General features: G+C 62.7%; 23 protein-coding genes and 1 tRNA gene. 11 read left to right on the top strand and 13 right to left on the bottom strand.

Translation table 11 applies throughout. The annotated features are described in order from the left end of the window. Positions 1-11: 11 nt before the first annotated feature. The 7 genes from pth to BTN82_RS24475 all read right to left on the bottom strand — a co-directional run bounded on the left by pth (position 12) and on the right by BTN82_RS24475 (position 5,803). The gene (pth, locus tag BTN82_RS24505) at positions 12-596 is read right to left on the bottom strand and encodes an aminoacyl-tRNA hydrolase (RefSeq protein WP_075121654.1); all 585 of its coding nucleotides are present in this window, start codon (positions 594-596) and stop codon (positions 12-14) included. A gap of 168 nt (positions 597-764) precedes the next feature. After that, positions 765-1,361: a 50S ribosomal protein L25/general stress protein Ctc gene (locus tag BTN82_RS24500; protein WP_075121653.1), complete on the bottom strand. Its 597-nt coding sequence runs from the start codon at positions 1,359-1,361 to the stop codon at positions 765-767. A gap of 141 nt (positions 1,362-1,502) precedes the next feature. Next, positions 1,503-2,444, bottom strand: coding sequence for a ribose-phosphate pyrophosphokinase (locus tag BTN82_RS24495; RefSeq protein ID WP_003171603.1), 942 nt, complete (start codon positions 2,442-2,444; stop codon positions 1,503-1,505). Positions 2,445-2,491: 47 nt separating this feature from the next. Further along, positions 2,492-2,566, bottom strand: a tRNA-Gln gene (locus BTN82_RS24490). Positions 2,567-2,602: 36 nt separating this feature from the next. Next, on the bottom strand, positions 2,603-3,454 hold the full coding sequence (ispE, locus tag BTN82_RS24485) for a 4-(cytidine 5'-diphospho)-2-C-methyl-D-erythritol kinase (protein WP_075122010.1): 852 nt from the start codon (positions 3,452-3,454) through the stop codon (positions 2,603-2,605). A 2-nt stretch (positions 3,455-3,456) separates the two neighbouring features. Next, a complete protein-coding gene (gene lolB / locus BTN82_RS24480) occupies positions 3,457-4,074 on the bottom strand; it encodes a lipoprotein insertase outer membrane protein LolB (protein ID WP_075121652.1) in 618 nt (205 codons plus the stop codon). A gap of 4 nt (positions 4,075-4,078) precedes the next feature. Then, positions 4,079-5,803 (bottom strand): tetratricopeptide repeat protein, encoded by a 1,725-nt coding sequence (locus BTN82_RS24475; RefSeq protein WP_075121651.1) that lies wholly within the window; start codon positions 5,801-5,803, stop codon positions 4,079-4,081. Positions 5,804-6,074: 271 nt separating this feature from the next. Between BTN82_RS24475 and hemA the strand changes: the two genes are divergently transcribed. From hemA to BTN82_RS24445, 6 genes are all read left to right on the top strand, one after another. Continuing rightward, positions 6,075-7,361: a glutamyl-tRNA reductase gene (gene hemA, locus BTN82_RS24470; RefSeq protein WP_075121650.1), complete on the top strand. Its 1,287-nt coding sequence runs from the start codon at positions 6,075-6,077 to the stop codon at positions 7,359-7,361. Beyond that, complete coding sequence (gene prfA, locus BTN82_RS24465; RefSeq protein ID WP_075121649.1) at positions 7,358-8,440, top strand: peptide chain release factor 1; 1,083 nt, start codon at positions 7,358-7,360, stop codon at positions 8,438-8,440. Before hemA ends, prfA begins: the two co-directional genes overlap by 4 nt. A gap of 16 nt (positions 8,441-8,456) precedes the next feature. Beyond that, positions 8,457-9,287: a peptide chain release factor N(5)-glutamine methyltransferase gene (gene prmC, locus BTN82_RS24460; protein WP_075121648.1), complete on the top strand. Its 831-nt coding sequence runs from the start codon at positions 8,457-8,459 to the stop codon at positions 9,285-9,287. Continuing rightward, positions 9,281-10,036: a molybdopterin-synthase adenylyltransferase MoeB gene (locus BTN82_RS24455; protein WP_075121647.1), complete on the top strand. Its 756-nt coding sequence runs from the start codon at positions 9,281-9,283 to the stop codon at positions 10,034-10,036. Before prmC ends, BTN82_RS24455 begins: the two co-directional genes overlap by 7 nt. Further along, positions 10,029-10,820 carry a glutamate racemase gene (gene murI, locus BTN82_RS24450; protein WP_075121646.1) on the top strand — a complete coding sequence of 264 codons (792 nt, stop codon included), beginning with the start codon at positions 10,029-10,031 and terminating at the stop codon, positions 10,818-10,820. Before BTN82_RS24455 ends, murI begins: the two co-directional genes overlap by 8 nt. 103 nt (positions 10,821-10,923) lie before the next feature. Next, complete coding sequence (locus BTN82_RS24445; protein ID WP_075121645.1) at positions 10,924-11,442, top strand: acyloxyacyl hydrolase; 519 nt, start codon at positions 10,924-10,926, stop codon at positions 11,440-11,442. Between the two features lie 7 nt (positions 11,443-11,449). Here BTN82_RS24445 and BTN82_RS24440 read toward each other — a convergent pair whose 3' ends face one another. The 4 genes from BTN82_RS24440 to BTN82_RS24425 all read right to left on the bottom strand — a co-directional run bounded on the left by BTN82_RS24440 (position 11,450) and on the right by BTN82_RS24425 (position 15,513). Then, positions 11,450-11,755 carry a YkgJ family cysteine cluster protein gene (locus tag BTN82_RS24440; protein ID WP_075121644.1) on the bottom strand — a complete coding sequence of 102 codons (306 nt, stop codon included), beginning with the start codon at positions 11,753-11,755 and terminating at the stop codon, positions 11,450-11,452. Between the two features lie 65 nt (positions 11,756-11,820). Then, complete coding sequence (gene phrB / locus BTN82_RS24435; protein ID WP_075121643.1) at positions 11,821-13,266, bottom strand: deoxyribodipyrimidine photo-lyase; 1,446 nt, start codon at positions 13,264-13,266, stop codon at positions 11,821-11,823. Positions 13,267-13,311: 45 nt separating this feature from the next. After that, positions 13,312-14,280 (bottom strand): YbgA family protein, encoded by a 969-nt coding sequence (locus tag BTN82_RS24430; protein WP_075121642.1) that lies wholly within the window; start codon positions 14,278-14,280, stop codon positions 13,312-13,314. Between the two features lie 249 nt (positions 14,281-14,529). Next, positions 14,530-15,513, bottom strand: coding sequence for an NAD(P)/FAD-dependent oxidoreductase (locus BTN82_RS24425; protein WP_075121641.1), 984 nt, complete (start codon positions 15,511-15,513; stop codon positions 14,530-14,532). A gap of 198 nt (positions 15,514-15,711) precedes the next feature. Here BTN82_RS24425 and BTN82_RS24420 point away from each other — a divergent pair, with 198 nt between their 5' ends. Continuing rightward, complete coding sequence (locus BTN82_RS24420; RefSeq protein ID WP_075121640.1) at positions 15,712-16,614, top strand: TIGR01777 family oxidoreductase; 903 nt, start codon at positions 15,712-15,714, stop codon at positions 16,612-16,614. A gap of 13 nt (positions 16,615-16,627) precedes the next feature. Then, a complete protein-coding gene (gene hemH, locus BTN82_RS24415; protein WP_075121639.1) occupies positions 16,628-17,644 on the top strand; it encodes a ferrochelatase in 1,017 nt (338 codons plus the stop codon). A 91-nt stretch (positions 17,645-17,735) separates the two neighbouring features. Here hemH and BTN82_RS24410 read toward each other — a convergent pair whose 3' ends face one another. Beyond that, the gene (locus BTN82_RS24410) at positions 17,736-19,010 is read right to left on the bottom strand and encodes a uracil-xanthine permease family protein (RefSeq protein ID WP_041984212.1); all 1,275 of its coding nucleotides are present in this window, start codon (positions 19,008-19,010) and stop codon (positions 17,736-17,738) included. A gap of 2 nt (positions 19,011-19,012) precedes the next feature. After that, positions 19,013-19,651, bottom strand: coding sequence for a uracil phosphoribosyltransferase (upp, locus tag BTN82_RS24405; RefSeq protein WP_075121638.1), 639 nt, complete (start codon positions 19,649-19,651; stop codon positions 19,013-19,015). A 163-nt stretch (positions 19,652-19,814) separates the two neighbouring features. On the opposite strand from upp, the gene BTN82_RS24400 reads away from it, so the two are divergent. The 3 genes from BTN82_RS24400 to BTN82_RS24390 all read left to right on the top strand — a co-directional run bounded on the left by BTN82_RS24400 (position 19,815) and on the right by BTN82_RS24390 (position 21,500). Then, a complete protein-coding gene (locus BTN82_RS24400) occupies positions 19,815-20,372 on the top strand; it encodes a hypoxanthine-guanine phosphoribosyltransferase (RefSeq protein WP_075121637.1) in 558 nt (185 codons plus the stop codon). A 3-nt stretch (positions 20,373-20,375) separates the two neighbouring features. Further along, a complete protein-coding gene (locus BTN82_RS24395) occupies positions 20,376-20,849 on the top strand; it encodes a WbuC family cupin fold metalloprotein (RefSeq protein WP_075121636.1) in 474 nt (157 codons plus the stop codon). 165 nt (positions 20,850-21,014) lie between these two features. Beyond that, positions 21,015-21,500: a hypothetical protein gene (locus tag BTN82_RS24390; RefSeq protein WP_075121635.1), complete on the top strand. Its 486-nt coding sequence runs from the start codon at positions 21,015-21,017 to the stop codon at positions 21,498-21,500. The last annotated feature ends 13 nt before the right edge of the window (positions 21,501-21,513 follow it).

The raw sequence follows: 21,513 nt of genomic DNA, 5'->3' as shown, positions 1-21,513 counted from the left end.
TCGGGTAAGAGTCAGGCCTTCTGGCTGTGCAGGTTTTTCATCGCGCGGTTCCATTCCCCGGCGAAGATATCCGGCAGCACGCCGAGGGCAAAATCGATGCTGGCATCGAGTTTTTCCTGTTCGGCGCGTGGCGCGCGGCCCAGGACAAAGTTCGACACCATACTGGCGACGCCTGGGTGGCCGATGCCAAGCCGCAAGCGGTGAAAGGTATTCTGGTTGCCCAGTTGCGCGATGATGTCGCGCAACCCGTTATGACCGCCATGCCCGCCGCCGGTCTTGAGCTTGGCGACGCCGGGTGGCAGGTCGAGTTCGTCGTGCGCCACCAGGATTTCTTCGGGCTTGATGCGGAAGAAACCGGCCAATGCCGCCACGGCCTGGCCGCTGCGGTTCATGTAGGTGGTGGGGATCAGCAGACGAATGTCCTGACCCTGGTGCGAGAAGCGCCCGGTCAGGCCGAAATACTTGCGATCGGCGACAAGGCTGACGCCTTGTTTGTCGGCGACGCGCTCAACAAAAAGGGCCCCTGCGTTATGCCGGGTCTGTTCGTATTCGGCGCCTGGATTACCCAGGCCAACGATCAGTTTGATGGCAGTCACGATAGGGGCCCTTCCTTGGAGTTGTGGATAACATCGCCGCGGCTGGAATGTGCGGCGAAAGTGGACGACAAGTGCTCATTTACCATGATGTAAACTCCGCGTTCCCGCCCGCTTTCTCGCTACGTTCCAGTCCGCGATGTTTCCGTCAACTCCGGCAAGCAGAGTGAATTACTCTGCAGCGCCTTCAGCAGCTTCTGGAGCAACACGTGGAGCGTGAACGTTGGCGACAGCCAGGTCGTTACCGTGAGCCAGAGCAACGAACTCAACGCCTTTAGGGGCCTTGATGTTCGACAGGTGAACGATGGTGCCGATTTCAGCGTCGCCCAGGTCGACTTCGATGAACTCAGGCAGGTCTTTCGGCAGGCAGGAAACTTCGATTTCCGAGATCACGTGGGAGATCTCGCCGCCTTTCTTGACTGCGGCTTCTTCGTTGATGAAGTGAACCGGTACCTTGGCGGTCAGTTTCTGGCCAGCGACAACGCGCACGAAGTCAGCGTGCATGATGAACTGCTTGGCTGGGTGACGTTGCATGGCTTTAACGATGACGTTCTGCTTGGTGCCGTCGACGTTCAGCTCGATAACGTGGCTGTAGGCCGCTTCGTTTTCGAACAGCTTGGCGATTTCCTTGGCCAGGATGGTCACGGATTCGGCAGGCTTGTTACCACCGTAGACAACGGCAGGGATGTTCAGCGCGTGACGCAGGCGGCGGCTCGCACCTTTCCCCAGGTCAGTACGCGCTTGAGCGTTCAGAGTAAATTCAGTCATTTTGCATCTCCAAAATAGCCATTACCGCGTGGCGTTTGCGACCAGCGCCAAACACGGCATGGGCAAAAAAGCCCCGCCCCGACAGGAATGCCGGGGCGGGGCGCTTTTCGTCAACGAGACATTTCGAGAAGGGCAGGGCCCTTAACGGAACATCGCGCTGATCGATTCTTCGTTGCTGATGCGGCGAACCGCTTCGGCAACAACCGGTGCGATATCCAGTTGACGGATACGCGCACAGGCTTGTGCTGCAGCGGACAGCGGGATGGTGTTGGTCACCACCAGCTCGTCCAGCACGGAATTTTCAATGTTCTCGATGGCCCGACCCGACAGCACAGGGTGTGTGCAGTAGGCGAAGACCTTGGCTGCGCCATGCTCTTTCAGGGCCTTGGCCGCGTGGCACAGGGTGCCGGCGGTATCGACCATGTCATCGACCAGAATGCAGGTGCGGCCTTCAACGTCACCGATGATATGCATCACTTCGGAGTGATTGGCTTTCTCACGGCGCTTGTCGATGATCCCGAGGTCCACGCCCAGGGACTTGGCCACGGCACGTGCACGCACGACGCCGCCAATGTCCGGGGACACGATCATCAGGTTTTCGAAACGTTGGTCTTCGATGTCATCCACCAGAACCGGGGAGCCGTAGATGTTATCTACCGGAATATCGAAGAAGCCCTGAATCTGGTCAGCATGCAGATCAACCGTGAGAACACGGTCGATGCCGACTACGGTAAGCATGTCAGCCACGACTTTCGCGCTGATAGCCACACGTGCGGAACGCGGACGGCGATCCTGACGGGCATAACCAAAATAAGGAATTACAGCAGTGATTCGAGTCGCTGAGGAGCGGCGGAAGGCATCAGCCATCACGACGAGTTCCATCAGGTTATCGTTGGTCGGAGCGCAAGTCGGCTGAATAATGAAGACGTCTTTACCGCGGACATTTTCATTGATCTCAGCGGTAATCTCGCCGTCGGAAAATTTTCCGACAGAAATGTCACCGAGAGGGATATGCAGCTGACGTACGACACGCCGAGCCAGATCGGGGTTAGCGTTCCCCGTAAAGACCATCATCTTGGACACGCGCAGTACCTGAAGGCTGAGGGTATACCTGGATGAGTATAGGAAAATGGCAGGGGCGGCTGGATTCGAACCAACGCATGGCAGGATCAAAACCTGCTGCCTTACCGCTTGGCGACGCCCCTGTATCTGTTGCATCAAGTGCCTGGCACTTGGTTCCTTTAGAGCAGACTTTGCAGCTTGCGATGCAACATCGAAACGTTGCTTCCTTTTGCTACAAACCCTGTAAGGGTCTCTGTAAGAAGGGCCGAGACTTTATCAGCTTCAGCTTTGCTTGGGAAGCCCCCAAACACACAACTTCCAGTTCCAGTCAGTTTTGCTTCGGTAAAATTACCTAGCAAATTCAATGCGTTACGTACTTCTGGATAACGCCTTGCGACTACCGGAAGGCAGTCGTTTCTGCTGTTTCCCTTGGGAACGGGGCGCACTTTAATGGGCGCGGTGTCACGTGTCAACAGCGGATCCGAAAAAATTTCTGCTGTACTTACAGAGACTTGCGGCACCAGCACGAGATACCAGGGCTCCTCGGGGTCTACCGGGGTGAGTTTCTCTCCCACGCCCTCGGCGAAAGCCGCATGCCCGCGCACGAAAACCGGGACGTCGGCGCCCAGCGACAAGCCCAGCGCGGCCAGTTGGTCTTCGTCCCAGCCCAGTTGCCAGAGGTGGTTCAGGCCCAGCAGGGTAGTGGCCGCGTTCGAGCTGCCGCCGCCAATACCGCCCCCCATGGGCAGGACCTTGTCGATCCAGATGTCGATGCCCAGCGGGCAGGCTGATTGTTCCTGGAGTTTTTTCGCCGCGCGCACGATCAGGTTGCTGTCGTGAGGAACACCAGGGAATTCCGTGTGCAGGCGAACAATGCCGTCGTCGCGAACGGCGAAAGTGATTTCATCGCCGTAATCGAGAAACTGAAACAGTGTCTGCAGTTCGTGGTAGCCGTCTTCGCGGCGACCGAGGATATGCAGCATCAGGTTGAGTTTGGCCGGGGAGGGCAGGGTCAGGCGTGGCGCGCTCATGGTCATTGCCCCAGCTTGCGTGGTTGCCATTCCTTGATCACCAGCGTGACGTCAAGGTCGCGGCCATGCAGCTTGATCCGCTCGGGCAGCCAATAGCCGTTCTGCTGGGCATAACTCAGGTACTCCACCTGCCAATTGTCCTGTTCCAGGCTGGACAGGCGGCTATCGCTGTCCAGGGTCAGGCGGCTCTTGCTGTCCGGGGCGGGCAGCCCGCGAACCCACCAGGCCAGATGGGAGACCGGCAGATTCCAGCCCAATTGTTCTTCGAGCAAGGCTTCCGGGGTCGGCGCTTCGTAACGGCCCTGGTTGGCGACTTCCAGCGCGACCTGTCCGGGGCGGCCGGTCAGGCGGGCGGCGCCGCGACCCAGCGGGCCGGACAGACGGATGTCGTAATAGTCCTGGCGTTGCAGCCAGAACAGCGTGCCGCTGCCGGAGTCCTTGGGCGCGCGGATGCCGATCTTGCCGTTGATCTGCCAGCCGTCGAGGCTGGTCAATTGCTGTTTGTGTTCGCGCCATAGCGCGGGGCTGCCGTGGCCCTCGACGGATTCGCGGGTACCGAAACCCGAGCAGCCGGCGAGCAGGGCGATAAAGCTGAAAACGATAAGGTGGCGCAAAAACATGGTCTTAAAGAGTCTCTGATCCGGTCAGGCGCTTGATGGTGCTGCGCAGGATGGGGCTGTCGGGCTGGTCCTTGAGGAACTTGCTCCAGATCTGTTTGGCTTCGCGTTGCTTGCCGCTGGCCCAGAGTACTTCGCCCAGGTGCGCGGCGACTTCCTGGTCGGGGAAGCGTTCCAGGGCCTGGCGCAGCAGGCGTTCGGCTTCCGCAAGGTTGCCCAGGCGATAGTTCACCCAGCCGAGGCTGTCGAGGACCGCCGGATCGTCCGGGGTCAACTGGTGGGCCTGTTCGATCAGGGCCTTGGCTTCGGCATAGCGTGTGGTGCGGTCCGACAGGGTGTAGCCGAGGGCGTTCAGCGCCATGGCGTTGTCCGGCTCACGCTTGATGATCAGGCGCAGGTCCTTCTCCATCTGGGCCAGGTCGTTGCGCTTCTCGGCCTGCATGGCACGGGTGTAGAGCAGGTTCACCTCGTCCGGATACTGCTGCAGGGCTTGCTGGAGAATCTTCCAGGCCCTGTCGCCCTGCTTGTTGGCGGACAGGGTTTCGGCTTCGATCAGGTACAGCTGGATGGCGTAGTCCGGCTGGGCGTCGCGGGCCGCGGCCAGGCGTTTTTCGGCTTCGCCGGTACGCCCGTTGTTCATCAGGATGTCGGCCTGGCGCAGCTGTGCCGGCAGGTAGTCGTTGCCCGGGCCGACCTGGCCGTACTCGACCAGAGCGCCTTGCGGGTCATTGAGCTCTTCGGCGATGCGGCCCAGGTTCAGGTGCGCCGAGTCGACGTGGCTTTCCCGGGCGATCAGGTCTTCCAGGTAGCCCTTGGCCTCTTCCCAGTCCTTGGCTTCCAGGCAGACCAACGCCAGGGAGTAACGCAGTTCGTCGTCTTCCGGATACTGCTGCACCAGGCTGGAGAACTGGGCCTTGGCATCGTCCATGCGGTCCTGTTCGACCAGCATGCGCGCGTAGGTCAGGCGCAGGCGTTTGTCGTCCGGGTATTTGCGAATGCTCTTTTCCAGCAGCGGCAGGGCTTCGTCGGCGCGGTTGAGGCTTTGCAGCAGGCGCGCGCGCAGCAGGATCGGCGCGATCTCGCCTTCTTCCGGTGGGTTCTGCTCCAGCAGTTTCAACGCTTCGCGGCTGTCGCCGTCCTGTTGCAGCAACAGCGCCTTGCCGAAGATCAGCTGGCCGTTGTTCGGGTGCTTTTGCAGCAGGCGGTCGAAACCCTTCATCAGCCCGTTGCGGGTGTCCTGGTCAGTGTCGGCGGCCGACAGAGCGAGGAAGTCGAAATGGGTATCGCCCTTGCCCTGCAGGACTTTCTCCATGTAGACCATGGAGTCGTCATAACGCCCGGAGCGCGCCAGCTGGATGGCCGCTGCGCGCTGGGCCTCCAGGTCGTCCGGGGCGTTTTTCGCCCAGATCAGCGCGGTATCCAGGGCGGCCTGGTCGGCGCCCAGGTACTCGGCGATACGGAAGGCCCGTTCGGAGATGCCCGGGTCCTGGGTGTTGATGGCCTGGGTGACGTAGTTATCCAGGGCAATGTCGAAACGATTGCGTTGGCCGGCCAGTTCCGCGCTCAGCAGGCTGAAGACCGTGTCTTCGCTGAACGAGGAGTAAACCTTGGGCTTTTCAGGCGCCGGAGTGCTGTCTTCGACCGGCGGCGAACCGTCCGGGGAAACGGGCGCCAAGGCCTGGCAGCCGCTGAGGAAGACAAAAGCGAGGAGCAACGCGGAAGATCTATTCATATAGGAAGAGGACGACTAACCTGCGGTCGGATCATCATGACACAAGCCTTCGACCAAACATAACCGTGTAGGAGCGAGCGTGCTCGCGAAGAACCTGAGAGCAATGCGTTTATGCAGGATGAGCGCATCATCGTTAACGACCATCGCTAGCAAGCCAGCTCCAACAGAGGCCGTTAAGAGGCAGTCTATTGGGACAATAGTCGGCAGTAGTTGTTCTGAATCTTTCGAAGTAGGACAATTGTCGGCTTCTCGACATCATCAGCGACCTTGAATGGCCTTCCTCGCACTCGGTATTAACCACAAGACTGCTTCAGTAGACGTCCGCGAGCGCGTGGCCTTTACCCCTGAGCAGTTGGTTGAGGCCTTGCAGCAGCTCTGCCGCCTGACCGACAGCCGCGAAGCTGCGATCCTCTCCACCTGCAATCGCAGCGAGCTCTATATAGAACAGGATCATCTTTCGGCGGATGTCGTGCTGCGCTGGCTGGCCGAGTACCACCATCTGAACCTTGAAGACCTGCGCGCCAGTGCCTATGTGCACGAAGACGATGCGGCCGTTCGTCACATGATGCGGGTCGCCTCCGGCCTGGATTCGCTGGTGCTGGGCGAACCGCAGATTCTCGGGCAGATGAAATCCGCTTACGCCGTGGCGCGCGAGGCCGGCACCGTCGGGCCGTTGCTCGGGCGGCTGTTCCAGGCCACCTTCAGCGCCGCCAAGCAGGTGCGCACCGACACCGCCATCGGCGAGAACCCGGTTTCCGTGGCCTTTGCCGCGGTGAGCCTGGCGAAACAGATTTTCAGCGATCTGCAACGCAGCCAGGCGCTGCTGATCGGCGCCGGCGAGACCATCACCCTGGTCGCCCGCCACCTGCATGACCTGGGGGTCAAGCGCATCGTGGTCGCCAACCGTACCCTGGAGCGCGCCAGCACCCTGGCCGAACAGTTTGGAGCCCATGCCGTGCTGCTGTCGGATATCCCGCAGGAGTTGGTTCATAGCGACATCGTCATCAGCTCCACCGCCAGCCAGTTGCCGATCCTCGGCAAGGGCGCGGTGGAAAGCGCGCTGAAGCTGCGCAAGCACAAGCCGATTTTCATGGTGGATATCGCCGTTCCTCGAGATATCGAACCGGAAGTCGGCGAGTTGGACGACGTTTACCTCTATACCGTCGACGATCTCCACGAAGTGGTCGCCGAAAACCTCAAGAGCCGCCAGGGCGCGGCGCAGGCGGCGGAAGAGCTGGTGAATATCGGCGCCGAGGATTTCATGGTGCGCCTGCGCGAGCTGGCTGCGGTGGATGTGCTCAAGGCGTATCGTCAGCAGAGCGAGCGCCTGCGCGATGAAGAGCTGCAAAAGGCCCAGCGCATGCTGGCCAACGGTAGCAGCGCCGAAGATGTCTTGATGCAACTGGCTCGCGGCCTGACCAACAAATTGCTGCATGCGCCCAGCGTCCAGTTGAAAAAACTGACCGCTGAAGGCCGCCTGGATGCGCTGGCCATGGCCCAGGAACTCTTTGCCCTCGGTGAGGGCGCTACAGACTCTTCGGATAAAAAAACGCAATGAAAGCGTCACTGCTCAATAAGCTGGATGTCCTCCAGGATCGTTTCGAGGAACTGACCGCGTTGCTAGGCGACGGCGAAGTCATTTCCGATCAGGCCAAGTTCCGTGCCTATTCCAAGGAGTACGCGGAAGTCGAGCCGATCGTCGCGGCCTATAAACAGGTGCTCAAGGTCCAGGCCGACCTCGAGGGCGCCCAGGCGCTGCTCAAGGACAGCGACCCGGACCTGCGGGAAATGGCTGTGGAAGAAGTCCGCGAAGCCAAGGAGCAACTGGTTGAGCTGGAAGGCACCCTGCAACGCATGCTGTTGCCCAAGGACCCGAACGACGGGCGCAACGTGTTCCTGGAAATTCGCGCCGGCACTGGTGGCGACGAGGCGGCGATCTTCTCTGGCGACCTGTTCCGCATGTATTCGCGCTACGCCGAACGGCGCGGCTGGCGGCTGGAGATTCTCTCGGAAAACGAGGGCGAGCACGGCGGCTATAAAGAAGTCATCGCCCGGGTCGAAGGCGAGAATGTCTACGGCAAGCTGAAGTTCGAATCCGGTGCCCATCGCGTACAGCGGGTGCCGGCCACCGAGTCCCAGGGGCGCATCCATACCTCGGCTTGCACCGTGGCCGTGTTGCCCGAGCCGGACGAGCAGGAAGCCATCGAGATCAACCCGGCGGACCTGCGCATCGATACCTACCGCTCCTCCGGGGCTGGCGGCCAGCACGTCAACAAGACCGACTCGGCGATCCGCATCACTCACATTCCGTCGGGGATCGTGGTCGAGTGCCAGGAAGAGCGTTCCCAGCACAAGAACCGCGCGCGCGCGATGTCCTGGCTATCGGCCAAGCTCAACGACCAGCAGACCAGCGCCGCGGCCAACGCGATCGCCAGCGAGCGCAAGCTGCTGGTGGGGTCGGGCGACCGTTCCGAGCGTATCCGCACCTACAACTTTCCCCAGGGCCGAGTGACCGATCACCGCGTCAACCTGACCCTTTACTCCCTTGATGAGATCCTCGCCGGTGGCGTCGAAGCGGTGATCGAGCCGTTGCTGGCCGAATATCAGGCCGATCAACTTGCCGCACTGGGCGAATAAAGGAAGAGTCGAGCACATGACCATCATCGCCAGCCTGCTGCGCGCCGCCCAACTGCCCGATTCGCCGACGCCCCGCCTGGATGCCGAATTGCTCCTCGCCGCAGCCCTGGGCAAGCCGCGCAGTTTCCTGCACACCTGGCCCGAGCGGATCGTGCCCAGCGAGGCGGCATTGACCTTTGCCGAGTATTTACTGCGCCGCCGCTCCGGTGAGCCGGTGGCCTATATCCTCGGCCAGCAGGGTTTCTGGAAGCTCGACCTGGAAGTCGCGCCACATACCCTGATTCCACGCCCGGACACCGAATTGCTGGTGGAAGCCGCGCTGGAGTTGCTGCCGGCCACGCCGGCCAAGGTGCTCGACCTGGGCACCGGCAGCGGCGCCATTGCCCTGGCCCTGGCCAGCGAGCGCCCGGCGTGGCGGGTCACCGCGGTCGACCGGGTGCTGGAAGCCGTGGCCCTGGCCGAACGCAACCGCCAGCGCCTGCAACTGGACACGGTCACGGTGCTGAACAGCCATTGGTTCAGCGCCCTGCAAGGCCAGCGTTTCCAACTGATTGTCAGCAACCCGCCGTACATCGCCGCCGCCGACCCGCACTTGGCGGCCGGCGATGTGCGTTTCGAGCCGGAAAGCGCGCTGGTGGCGGGCAAGGACGGGCTGGATGACCTGCGGCTGATCATCGCCCAGGCGCCGCAGCACCTTGAGGCTGGCGGCTGGCTGATGCTGGAGCATGGTTACGACCAGGCGCCGGCCGTGCGCGATCTGTTGCTGAGCCAGGGGTTCGGCGACGTTCACAGTCGCGTCGACTTGGGCGGCCACGAGCGCATCAGCCTGGGGCGCCTGCCGTGCTGAACGATCAGGAACTGTTGCGCTATAGCCGGCAGATCCTTCTGCAGCATGTCGACATCGACGGCCAGTTGCGGCTCAAAGCCAGCCGTGTGCTGATCGTCGGGCTGGGCGGGCTGGGCGCACCGGTGGCCTTGTACCTGGCCGCCGCCGGAGTGGGCGAGCTGCACCTGGCCGACTTCGATACGGTCGACCTGACCAACCTGCAACGCCAGATCATCCATGACACCGACAGCGTCGGCGCGAGCAAGGTCGACTCGGCCATGCGCCGGCTGTCCTCGATCAATCCCGAGATCCAGCTGGTGGCCCATCGCGCCGCGCTGGATGCCGACTCCCTGGCTGCCGCGGTCGCGGCGGTGGACCTGGTGCTCGACTGCACCGACAACTTCTCGACCCGCGAGGCGGTGAACGTCGCCTGCGTTGTCGCCGGCAAACCGCTGGTCAGCGGTGCGGCGATTCGTCTGGAGGGGCAGCTGTCGGTGTTCGACCCGCGTCGCCCCGAGAGCCCGTGTTACCACTGTTTATACGGGCACGGCAGCGAAGCCGAACTGACGTGCAGCGAGGCTGGCGTGCTCGGCCCGCTGGTGGGGCTGGTGGGCAGCCTGCAGGCCCTCGAGGCCTTGAAACTGCTGGTGGGGTTTGGCGAGCCGCTGGTGGGTCGCCTGTTGTTGATCGATGCCCTGGGCACGCGTTTTCGCGAGCTGCGAGTCAAGCGCGACCCGGGTTGCAGCGTCTGCGGTGGCCGGCATGCGTGAAGCGCCGATCGGCGTTTTCGACTCCGGCGTCGGCGGTTTGTCGGTGCTGGCGGAAATCCAGCAGCGCCTGCCCCATGAGTCGCTGTTGTATGTGGCCGATTGCGGCAATATTCCCTACGGCGAGAAAAGCCCCGAATTCATTCGCCAGCGTTGCGGCCTGATCGCCGGGTTCTTTCGCGAGCAGGGCGCCAAGGCGTTGGTCCTGGCCTGCAACACCGCGACCGTGGCGGGCGTCGCCGAACTGCGGCGGGATTATCCGGACTGGCCCATTGTCGGCATGGAGCCTGCGGTCAAGCCGGCGGCTGCCGCCACTCGCAGCGGCGTGGTCGGCGTGCTGGCCACCACCGGGACCTTGCAGAGCGCCAAGTTCGCCGCCTTGCTCGACCGTTTCGCCACCGATGTCCACGTCATTACCCAGCCTTGCCCGGGCCTGGTGGAGCTGATCGAAGCCGGCGACCTGCACAGCCCCGCATTGCGCGAACTGCTGCTGGGCTACGTCGAACCGCTGTTGGCGGCTGGTTGCGACACCATCATCCTGGGCTGTACCCACTATCCGTTTCTCAAGCCTTTGCTCAAGCCGATGCTCCCCGCGGACATCAGCTTGATCGACACCGGCGCCGCGGTGGCCCGTCAGCTGGAGCGGCTGCTTGGCGAGCGTGAACTGTTGGCTGCCGGGCCTGCGCAACAGACCCGATTCTGGACGAGTGGCAATCTGTGTCACTTCAGACATATCCTGCCGTTGCTTTGGAACAAAGCGGGGGCGGTACAAAGCTTCACCCTATAAAAAACTGCAGAAATGCTGAACTTCCGCTTAAACGCGGATTTCTACTAACGTGTCTGCGGAATCTGTACAACACCATACGAATCGTTAAAAAAGGATGTTCCTGATGAGACGAGTGTTTTGTTTGGCCGCGCTTGCGGCCGCGCTGGTGGGGCAAAGTTTTTCGGCACAGGCGGCTGGCGTCGAGTTCTCGGTGGGGCAGACCGGCGACTCGACCCAGACCTATCGCCTGGGCATGCAGTTCGACTGGGACAAGAGCTGGCTGCAAAGTGATGTCGGGCGCCTGACCGGCTACTGGAGTGGCGCCTATACCTTCTGGGACGGCGACAAGAAATCGAGCAACCACAGCCTGTCGTTCTCGCCGGTGCTGGTGTACGAATTCGCCGGGCAGAACGTCAAGCCTTATATCGAGGCGGGGATCGGCGTGGCGCTGTTCGCCAACACCGAGGTGGAGGACAACAAGCTCGGTTCGGCCTTCCAGTTCGAGGACCGTATCGGTTTCGGGCTGCGGTTCAATGGCGGGCACGAAGTCGGTATCCGCGCGACGCACTATTCCAACGCCGGTATCGCCACCCCCAACGACGGTATCGAGAGCTACGCCCTGCACTACACCATGCCGTTGTAAGGCACCTTCAGCGATACGCCGTGGCGATGCCCCGGCGTTCGCTGAGGCAGTCCGCTTCTCCCATCTCGAATTCCCGGCAGATCAGCGGACGTTGTTCGTAGATGCTGCACAGCATGCTGTCGCGATCCAGCGCGGCGCACCAGCCGTCGTCCAGGCGCCGCATGACTTCGCCGCCCCAATCGTCGGTGTCGATAAAGCGCTCGGGCACACCGGTTTCAGTGATCAGCATCACTTCCAACTGGCAGCAGCAGGCGGCGCAACTTGAGCAGGTGACCGCCGTTTCGGCGATCTGGGTGACGGGGATAGTGGTCATAGGCGCGCAGTGTAAGGCAGCGAGCGCCGGCTGTGTAAAGCCGCTGACGGACGCTGCCCCGCGGCCTATTCCGGGTAGCCCTGGGCAGCCTCCCGCGACGGCAGGTTCTTGAAGGCCATCAGGGCGCGTTCGCGCGACAGCGCCAGGTCGACCATCGGCGGCGGGTAGCCGGCAACGCCGAACAGGCCGCCCATGGCCGCGGGGTTGTGGATGTCCTTTTCGCCGAGCTCCGCCAGCTCCGGCAACCAGTGCTTGATGAAGGTTCCCTGGCTGTCGAACCTTTGCGACTGGCTCAGCGGGTTGAAGATGCGAAAGTAGGGCGCCGCGTCGGTGCCGGTGGACGAACTCCATTGCCAGCCGCCGTTGTTCGCCGCCAGGTCGCCGTCGATCAGGTGGCGCATGAAGAAGCGCTCGCCCTGGCGCCAGTCGATCAGCAGGTTCTTGGTCAGGAACATCGCCACGATCATCCGCAGGCGGTTGTGCATCCAGCCGGTTTCCAGCAATTGGCGCATGGCCGCATCGATGATCGGCAGACCGGTACGGGCCTGCTGCCAGGCCGCCAGTTCGTCGGGGGCGTCGCGCCAGGGCACGGCTTCGGTTTCCGGGCGGAACGCGCGGTGCCGGGATACCCGTGGGTAGCCCACCAGGATGTGTTTGTAGAACTCGCGCCAGAGCAGTTCGTTGATCCAGGTGACGGCGCCCGGGCTGCCGCTTTCGAACTCGCCGCGATTGCTTTGCAGGGCTGCGTGCAAGCACTGGCGCGGCGACAACACCCCGGCGGCGAGGTAGGGCGACAACTGGCTGGTGCCGGGCCTGGCCGGCAAGTCGCGCTCGGCCTGGTAGTAGTCGAGCTGCGCCTCGGCAAAATACGCCAGGCGTTGTTGCGCCGCATGTTCGCCGGCCGGCCAGAGCGCTTGCAGCGCCGGGCTCGGGGTTGGGAACCCCTCGACCTGGCGCGGCACGGCATCGGCCTGGAGCTGGATGGCGGCTTGCGCCCTGGGCGCCGCGAGCCGCGACGGCAGGGCCGTGTGCAGCCGGCTGTAGCAGACCTTGCGAAACTGGCTGAAGACCTGGAAGTAAGCGCCGCTTTTGGTCAGTACGCTGCCGGGTTGGAACAGCAACTGGTCGAGATGGCTGTGAAAGGTCACGCCCTGGGTTTGCAACAGGCTGGCCACCGCTGCGTCGCGGCGACTTTCGTGAATGCCATATTCCTCATTGACGTGCAGCGCCTCGACGGCCAGTTGCCGGCAGAGCTGGAGCAGGACCTGCGGTGCTTGATCCCAGCTCGGCGCCTCGCGGATCAGCAGCGGGATGTTCAGCCGGGCCAGGTCGCCGCTCAGCTGTTGCAGGTTACGCAGCCAGAAGTCGACTTTGCACGCAGCATCGTCATGCGCTTGCCACTGTAACGGGCTCAACAGGTACACGGCCGCGGTCGGTCCGCGTTGGGTCGCGGCGCAGAGCGCGGTGTTGTCGTGCAGGCGCAGGTCGCTGCGCAGCCAGATCAATTGCATGGGGATTCCCGTGTTGAAGAAAATGTCGCCGAGCCGCTTTGCGTTTCAGAGTGCATTACGCAGGCTGAGACTCTCGGGATGCGGCTGCAGGTACACCTGCTGGGCGATGTAGGGATCGGGGTGCTGGCGCAGGTGATGCTTGAGCAGGGTCAGCGGCACCACCAGCGGTACTACGCCGTGGCGGTATTGGCTGATGAGGTGCTGCATTTCCTGTTTGTCGTCGGCGCTGATGGCTTGCTTGAGGTAACCGCTGATGTGCTGCAGCACATTGGTATGGGTGCGGCGGGTGGCGCACTTTTTAAGCGCCGCCATCAACTGGCTGAAATAACGCGGGCCGACGTGCGCCGGATCGCTCTTGCCCATGCTGCCCAAGAGGTTGCCGAGGGCCTTGTATTGCACCGGGTTGTGGGCCATCAGCAGGTATTTGTAGCGCGCGTGGAAGTCGGTCAGGCGCCGCCGGGTCAAGCCTTGTTCGAGCACGTGCTGCCAGGCGCTGTAGGCGAAAACCCGGGTCAGGAAATTTTCCCGCAGCACCGGGTCGTTGAGCCGGCCGTCTTCTTCCACCGGCAGGTCCGGATGGCGGCTGCAGAAGGCCTGGGCATGAATGCCGCGACCGCTGAGCTCCGCGGGGCGGCCGTGGTCCTGATAGACCTTGACCCGCTCCAGGCCGCAGGACGGCGATTTTTGCATGAAAATGTAGCCGCACAGGCTGTCCAGCTCGCAGGCCATGCGCTGGCCGTAATCCGCCAGGGCCTGGGTGACGTCCATGGCCTGGTCGACGCTGCCGACGGCTCGCGGTTGCCGCGGATCGCCCACCAGGCGAATGGGCTCGCGGGGCGTGCCCAGGCCGATGGCGACTTCGGGGCACAGCGGGACAAACTCGAAGAACTCACTGAGTACCTGGCTGCACAGGTGCGATTCCTTGTGCCCGCCGTTGTAGCGCACAGACGCGCCCAGCAGGCAGGCGCTGATGGCGATTTTCGGTTTGTCGGCCTGGCGCGGGCAGTCAGGCATAGAGAGGCTCCGAGCTTTTTATGTACAAAAAATAATATTTGTACAACTTTGTCCCATCATAGGATCGAGAGTCTGCAAGTACAAATATTTTGTACAGGTTGTTCCACATGAGCTGGCGTTGCTTTTCCCAGGGCATGGTGCTTCATCGCGGAGCGTGGCGAGGAGTGGCGGACAACGCAGTGCTTGAACGGAAGGCAGGCTGCTGTCCAGGCGACAGCAGCAAGGTACGCGGCAGGGTGATGCGCTTCGCTACAGGTTTTCGTGCAACCGGCGGGCGGCTTCCTGCCCGCTGAGCCAGGCGCCTTCGACTCGGCCGGACAGGCACCAGTCGCCGCACGCATACAGCCCCAGGTCGACATCGGCCAGGGCTCCCCATTCATGGCTGCTGGCCGGGCGGGCATAGAGCCAGCGGTGGGCGAGGCTGAAGGTCGGGGCGGGCATGGCGCTGTGCAGCAGTTCGGCGAACGCGCCGTGCAGTTGTTCGATCACCGCCTCTTTCGACAGGTCGATGTGCTGGCGGCTCCAGGCGCTGCTGGCGTGCAGGACCCAGGTGTCGAGGCTGCTGTCGCGCCCCGGCTTGCTGCGATTGCGGGCCAGCCAGTCCAGCGGGCTGTCCTGTACGAAGCAGCCTTCCATTGGGGTTTCCAGTGCTGTCTCGAAAGCCAGGGCGACAGCCCAGGTCGGGTCCATTTTGACCCCGGCGGCGGCCCCTGCGAGTTTTGGCGCGGCGGCCAGCAGGGCAGTCGCCTGGGGCGCGGGGGTGGCAATGATCACGTGGCTGAACGGGCCGTGGGTAAAGCCCTCGGCGTCCTGCAGGTGCCAATGCTGTTCGCCGCGGTAGACCTCGGTGATACGGCAGGCAAAGTGCACTTCGGTTTCGCCGAGCAGGCCGCGGGTGATCGCGCTCATGCGCGGCGCGCCGACCCAGCGGGTCTGCTCGTCCGGCGAAGGGGTGAGTTGGCCGCCGTGGAAGTTGTACAACTGCGGCGCCCATTCGGCGGCCCAGCCATTGGCCTGCCAACGCTGGACTTCAGTGACGAAGCGTCGGTCGCGGGCGGTGAAATATTGAGCGCCCATGTCCAGCGCGCCAGCGTCGCTGCGCTTGCTGGACATGCGTCCGCCGCTGCCGCGGCTTTTATCGAAGAGTTGCACGACATGTCCGGCGTCTCGCAGCGCCTGGGCAGCCGAGAGTCCGGCGATGCCGGTACCGATGATTGCGATGGGTACGGTCATTAGGGGCCTCGTTTATCTTTTCTGTGCAGACTACGCCGTCGTTAAAATCTGTACGATTTTATTTTTTGGTATAACTTCTGGCGCTATCGGATTTACAGGGTGTCCTATTGTTAAGCACAGAGCCTGTCCGATTGAAAAGATCCCTGCTTATAAAAATAGACTAGGGAAGCGGGTAAAACGCCACGGGAGGAAGATGTCATGCACATATTGCTGACCGGCGGTACTGGTTTGATAGGACGCCAGCTCTGCAGTCACTGGTTGACCCAGGGCCATCGGCTGACCGTGTGGAGTCGTCGGCCTGCCCAGGTACCTGCTTTGTGTGGCGCTCAAGTGCGCGGCATCGCCCGCCTGAACGAGCTGGGCGAGGAGCGGGTGGATGCGGTTATCAACCTGGCGGGGGCTCCGATCGCCGACCGACCCTGGACCCACAGGCGCAAGGCGCTGCTCTGGAGCAGCCGTGTCACCTTGACCGAAAACCTGCTGGCCTGGCTGGAAGACCGTGCCCAAAAACCGGGGGTGCTGATTTCCGGGTCGGCGGTGGGCTGGTACGGCGATGGCGGCGAGCGTGAGCTGGACGAGGAGTCGCCGCCGGTGAGCGAAGACTTCGCCAGTCAGCTGTGCATTGCCTGGGAGGAAACGGCGCAGCGTGCCGAAGCGATGGGTATCCGGGTGGTGCTGGTGCGGACCGGCCTGGTGCTGGCGGCCGAGGGCGGCTTTTTGTCGCGCCTGTTGCTGCCCTTCAAGCTGGCGCTGGGCGGACCGATCGGCAACGGTCGGCAGTGGATGCCCTGGATTCATATCAAGGATCAAATCGCCCTGATTGATTTTCTTCTGCACCGCAACGACGCCAGCGGTCCTTATAATGCCTGCGCGCCCAAGCCGGTGCGCAATCGCGAGTTCGCCAAGACCCTGGGTAGCGTCTTGCGCCGGCCCGCCATCGTGCCGATGCCGGCCTTTGCCTTGCGCCTGGGCCTGGGAGAATTGTCGCTGCTGCTGCTTGGAGGGCAGCGCGCGGTGCCAGCGCGTTTGCTGGCCGCCGGATTCACTTTCCAGTTCACTGATTTGCGCGCGGCCCTGGACGACCTGTCCGGCCGCCTTTGAAATAGGATGTTGCATGACCGATCACGCGTTGCTCCTGGTCAACCTGGGTTCGCCGGCCTCCACCTCGGTGGCGGACGTGCGCAGCTACCTCAATCAATTCCTGATGGACCCCTACGTGATCGACCTGCCGTGGCCGGTGCGGCGCTTGCTGGTGTCGCTGATTCTGATCAAGCGCCCGGAGCAGTCGGCCCATGCCTATGCCTCGATCTGGTGGGATGAAGGTTCGCCGCTGGTGGTGCTCAGCCGGCGCTTGCAGCACGTGATGAGCCGCGAGTGGAAGCACGGTCCGGTAGAGCTGGCGATGCGTTACGGCGAGCCGTCCATCGAGTCGGCGTTGCTGCGCCTTGTTGCCCAGGGGCAAAAGCGGATCACCCTGGCGCCGCTGTACCCGCAGTTCGCCGACAGCACCGTGACCACGGTGGTGGAAGAGGCCCGGCGGGTGATTCGCGACAAGAAGCTGGATGTGCAGCTTTCTGTGTTGCAGCCGTTCTACGACCAGCCGGAATACCTCGACGCACTGGTCGCCAGTGCCGCTCCCCATTTGCAGCAGGACTTCGATCACCTGCTGCTGAGCTTCCATGGCCTGCCCGAGCGGCATCTGCAGAAATTGAACCCTGGCCACCGCCTGGAAGGCGACTGCTGTCGCGATGCGGCCCCGGAAGTGGCGGCCACCTGTTATCGCGGCCAGTGCCTGAGTAGCGCCCGCGCCTTTGCCGAGCGCATGGGCTTGTCGGACGGCAAGTGGTCGGTGTCGTTCCAGTCGCGGCTGGGACGCGCCAAGTGGATCGAACCCTACACCGAGGCGCGTCTGGACGAGTTGGCCAGGCAAGGGGTGAAGAAGATCCTGGTGATGTGCCCGGCATTCGTCGCCGACTGCATCGAGACCCTGGAAGAGATCGGTGATCGCGGTCGCGAGCAATTTCGCGAGGCAGGGGGCGAGGAGTTGGTGCTGGTGCCGTGCCTGAACGACGACCCGCAATGGGCCAGGGCCTTGAGCACCTTGTGCGAGCGCGCGCCTTTGGCGCTGTAAAAAGCATCGCGGGCAAGCCTCGCTCCTACGGTCGATACCGTCTGTAGGAGCGAGGCTTGCCCGCGATAGATTTTCCGGCTGACGCGGATCCTCAGATCAGCGGCTCGTCAGCCTTTTTGTTCTTCCAGCCATCGTTGCCCGGCAGGATCAGGTTCAGCGCGATGGCGACGATGGCGCACAGGGCGATGCCCTTGAGGCCGAAGTCGTCCGGACCGGTGCCGGTGCCGATCAAGACCCCGCCGATCCCGAACACCAGGGTCACCGAGACGATCACCAGGTTGCGCGCTTCGCCCAGGTCGATCTTGTGGCGGATCAGGGTGTTCATGCCCACCGCCGCGATCGAGCCGAACAACAGGCAGAGAATCCCGCCCATCACCGGTACCGGGATGCTTTGCAGCAGCGCGCCGAACTTGCCGATAAACGCCAGGCTGATGGCGAAGATCGCCGCCCAGGTCATGATTTTCGGGTTGTAGTTCTTGGTCAGCATCACCGCGCCGGTCACCTCGGCATAGGTGGTGTTGGGCGGGCCGCCGAACAAGCCGGCGGCGGTAGTGGCGATGCCGTCACCGAACAGGGTGCGATGCAGGCCCGGCTTCTTCAGGTAGTCGCGACCGGTCACGCTGCCGACCGCGATCACCCCGCCGATGTGCTCGATGGCGGGAGCCAGGGCCACCGGGACGATGAACAGGATCGCCTGCCAGTTGAACTCCGGCGCGGTGAAGTGCGGCAGGGCCAGCCAGGGCGCCGCGGCGATCTTCGCGGTATCGACCACGCCGAAGTAGAACGACAGGGCAAAGCCCACCAGGACGCCGGAGATGATCGGCACCAGGCGGAAGATGCCTTTGCCGAACACGGCGACGATCAGGGTGGTCAGCAGCGCCGGCATCGAGATCATCATCGCGGTCTGGTAATGGATCAGTTCGCTACCGTCTCCGGCCTTGCCCATCGCCATGTTGGCGGCGATCGGCGCCATGGCCAGGCCGATGGAAATGATCACCGGGCCGATCACCACCGGCGGCAACAGCCGGTCGATGAAACCGGTGCCTTTGATCTTCACCGCCAGGCCCAGGAAGGTGTAGACGAAACCGGCCGCCATCACCCCGCCCATGGTCGCGGCCAGGCCGAACTGGCCCTTGGCGAGAATGATCGGGGTAATGAAGGCAAAGCTGGAGGCCAGGAACACCGGGACCTGGCGGCCAGTGACGAGCTGGAACAACAGAGTCCCGAGACCCGCCGTGAACAGTGCCACGTTGGGGTCGAGCCCGGTAATCAGCGGCATCAACACCAACGCGCCAAAGGCCACGAAGAGCATCTGCGCGCCAGACAGTACCTGGCGCCAGAGCGGATCGTTGAACTCGTCCTGCATGCTCAGGCGTCCTTCTGCTTGGTGCCGAAGATCTTGTCGCCGGCATCGCCCAGGCCCGGAATGATGTAGCCGTGTTCGTTGAGTTTCTGATCGATGGACGCGGTGTAGATGGTCACGTCCGGGTGCGCTTTCTCGACGGCGTCGATGCCTTCGGGAGCGGCCACCAGCACCATGGCGCGGATGTCCTTGCAGCCGGCTTTCTTCAGCAGGTCGATGGTCGCGACCATGGAGCTGCCGGTGGCGAGCATCGGGTCGATGATCATGGCCAGGCGCTCGTCGATTTCCGGAACCAGTTTTTCCAGATAGGTGTGCGCCTGCAGGGTTTCTTCGTTGCGGGCCACGCCCACGGCGCTGACCTTGGCGCCCGGAATCAGGCTGAGCACGCCTTCGAGCATGCCGATACCGGCGCGCAGGATAGGCACCACGGTAATCTTCTTGCCGGCGATCTTCTCGACCTGGACAGGGCCGCACCAGCCCGGAATCTCATAGGATTCGAGCGGCAGGTCCTTGGTGGCTTCGTACGTCAGCAGGGCACCGACTTCCTGAGCGAGCTCGCGAAAGTTCTTCGTGCTAATGTCGGCGCGGCGCATAAGGCCAAGTTTGTGTCGGATCAGCGGATGGCGGATCTCACGGATGGGCATAGGAAAAGCTCCGGCGGCGGGCAAAAAAACCGGCCTAGATTAATCTATCCGAGGGTGTTGTCCTATAGACATCTAAGTACGTTAGTCCAGAAACGCTTGATCTGACCGGGCCGGATGCGTACCTTTGCCCGCTTTTCCGAAACTGCCCCCCCTGGAGAGCGCCATGTCCGCTGATCTCGAGCATATCCGTCAAATCATGCGCGAGGCTGACTGCCTGTACACCGAAGCTGAAGTCGAGGCGGCCATCGCCCGGGTCGGTGCACAAATCAATGAACAACTGGCGGAGCGCAATCCGGTGGTGTTCTGCGTGATGAACGGCGGCCTGATCTTCTCCGGCAAATTGCTGACCCACCTGCAGTTCCCGCTGGAAGCGTCCTACTTGCACGCTACCCGTTATCGCAACGAAACCAGCGGCGGCGAGCTGTTCTGGAAGTCCAAGCCGGAAGTCTCGTTCATCGACCGCGACGTGCTGATCATCGACGACATCCTCGACGAGGGGCATACCCTGGGCGCGATCATCGACTTCTGCAAACACGCCGGTGCTCGCGCGGTACACACCGCCGTGCTGATCGACAAGGACCACGACCGCAAGGCCCGTCCGGACCTGAAAGCCGATTTCGTCGGCCTGCCGTGCATTGATCGCTACATCTTCGGCTACGGCATGGACTACAAGGGTTACTGGCGTAATGCTGCCGGCATCTTTGCCGTCAAAGGGATGTAAATCATGAATGGGCCGAGCTTTCTCGATCAGTCGCTGTTTGCCGACCTCGCCGAGAAAGCATCGGCCAATCCACGTGGTCGCCAGAACCACAACTTTCACGCCATGGAAGAGCCCTGCCACCGCATGGCCGTCGGCTTGCAACCGTCCACCTATGTTCCGCCGCACCGCCACTTGAGCGCCGACAAAGCGGAAACCCTGCTGGTGCTCAAGGGGCGCCTGGGGGTGCTGATCTTCGATGAGGCGGGCAAGGTCCTGAGCAAGCGGATCTTGCAGGCCGGCGGCGATTGCGTCGGCGTGGATCTGCCAGTCGGGGTCTTTCATGGCCTGGTGGTGCTGGAAGCCGACAGCCTGATGTTCGAGTGCAAGGCCGGGCCCTACCGCCCGGTGGGCGATGGCGAACTGGCCGCTTGGGCGCCCCGCGAGGGCGAGCCGGCGGCGCTTGAGTACCTGGCCTGGATGCGCGCGCAGTTCGACTGACGGCCCCCTGCTTGTTGTCGCTGTTGTGGGCTGCGATAGGTCCGCAGGATCTGCGGCGTCGGCGAGATCGCCGCCTTCGGCTGCAGCGTCAACGGCCTGCAAAACGGGCGAGATTTGCAGCAAAAACCCATGCTAGAGTGCTCGGCCATCTGCATGGAGCCTCTCATGAGCCTGTTGATTCGCAGTAGCGCGGCCCTTCTCCTGACCCTGAGCCTTCCCCTGGCGGCCGCCCCGGCGCCCATGCATGCGCAGTTCCTGCCACCGGACGACTCGACCTTGCGCGATGCCGCTCCGGAGCAGCAACAGCTGTTGCAGGTCACCGAGTATTCGGTGGTCGTCGGCAGCCAGCGCCAGTCCAATCAGCAGCCGATCCCGGTGACCTCGCCGCTGCTGGTTCGCCTCAAGGGCAAGCCGCTGAACAAGGGCGCGACCATCAGCCAGGTGCTGGTGAATTTCGACGGCGAGAGCAAAAGCCTGAAAAAGCCGCAGTTCGACGACAAGAGCAAGACCCTCACGCTGTACTACCCGCTGGCCCAGTATCGGGTGGTGATGGATCTGCTGCGCAACGACACGGTGTATTGCCAGTTCCTCAGTTATGCCAACGGCCACATCTGGGCCGATCTGCACACGGGGGCGGTACGCTCGCGTTGAGGCTTGAGGTGGC

This window comes from Pseudomonas chlororaphis (assembly GCF_001921865.1).
Taxonomy (GTDB): Bacteria; Pseudomonadota; Gammaproteobacteria; order Pseudomonadales; family Pseudomonadaceae; genus Aquipseudomonas; species Aquipseudomonas chlororaphis_D.
The sequence above is the reverse complement of the archived record's forward strand: the minus strand, read 5'-3'. Positions and strand labels throughout refer to the sequence as shown.

Bases quoted from the DNA above. Each gene is read 5' to 3' on its own strand.
- BTN82_RS24500 (WP_075121653.1), bottom strand. From the start codon at position 1,361: ATGACTGAATTTACTCTGAACGCTCAAGCGCGTACTGACCTGGGGAAA.
- ispE (WP_075122010.1), bottom strand. From the start codon at position 3,454: ATGAGCGCGCCACGCCTGACCCTGCCCTCCCCGGCCAAACTCAACCTG.
- lolB (WP_075121652.1), bottom strand. From the start codon at position 4,074: ATGTTTTTGCGCCACCTTATCGTTTTCAGCTTTATCGCCCTGCTCGCC.
- BTN82_RS24475 (WP_075121651.1), bottom strand. From the start codon at position 5,803: ATGAATAGATCTTCCGCGTTGCTCCTCGCTTTTGTCTTCCTCAGCGGC.
- hemA (WP_075121650.1), top strand. From the start codon at position 6,075: ATGGCCTTCCTCGCACTCGGTATTAACCACAAGACTGCTTCAGTAGAC.
- prfA (WP_075121649.1), top strand. From the start codon at position 7,358: ATGAAAGCGTCACTGCTCAATAAGCTGGATGTCCTCCAGGATCGTTTC.
- prmC (WP_075121648.1), top strand. From the start codon at position 8,457: ATGACCATCATCGCCAGCCTGCTGCGCGCCGCCCAACTGCCCGATTCG.
- murI (WP_075121646.1), top strand. From the start codon at position 10,029: ATGCGTGAAGCGCCGATCGGCGTTTTCGACTCCGGCGTCGGCGGTTTG.
- BTN82_RS24445 (WP_075121645.1), top strand. From the start codon at position 10,924: ATGAGACGAGTGTTTTGTTTGGCCGCGCTTGCGGCCGCGCTGGTGGGG.
- BTN82_RS24440 (WP_075121644.1), bottom strand. From the start codon at position 11,755: ATGACCACTATCCCCGTCACCCAGATCGCCGAAACGGCGGTCACCTGC.
- phrB (WP_075121643.1), bottom strand. From the start codon at position 13,266: ATGCAATTGATCTGGCTGCGCAGCGACCTGCGCCTGCACGACAACACC.
- BTN82_RS24430 (WP_075121642.1), bottom strand. From the start codon at position 14,280: ATGCCTGACTGCCCGCGCCAGGCCGACAAACCGAAAATCGCCATCAGC.
- BTN82_RS24425 (WP_075121641.1), bottom strand. From the start codon at position 15,513: ATGACCGTACCCATCGCAATCATCGGTACCGGCATCGCCGGACTCTCG.
- BTN82_RS24420 (WP_075121640.1), top strand. From the start codon at position 15,712: ATGCACATATTGCTGACCGGCGGTACTGGTTTGATAGGACGCCAGCTC.
- hemH (WP_075121639.1), top strand. From the start codon at position 16,628: ATGACCGATCACGCGTTGCTCCTGGTCAACCTGGGTTCGCCGGCCTCC.
- BTN82_RS24410 (WP_041984212.1), bottom strand. From the start codon at position 19,010: ATGCAGGACGAGTTCAACGATCCGCTCTGGCGCCAGGTACTGTCTGGC.
- upp (WP_075121638.1), bottom strand. From the start codon at position 19,651: ATGCCCATCCGTGAGATCCGCCATCCGCTGATCCGACACAAACTTGGC.
- BTN82_RS24400 (WP_075121637.1), top strand. From the start codon at position 19,815: ATGTCCGCTGATCTCGAGCATATCCGTCAAATCATGCGCGAGGCTGAC.
- BTN82_RS24395 (WP_075121636.1), top strand. From the start codon at position 20,376: ATGAATGGGCCGAGCTTTCTCGATCAGTCGCTGTTTGCCGACCTCGCC.
- BTN82_RS24390 (WP_075121635.1), top strand. From the start codon at position 21,015: ATGAGCCTGTTGATTCGCAGTAGCGCGGCCCTTCTCCTGACCCTGAGC.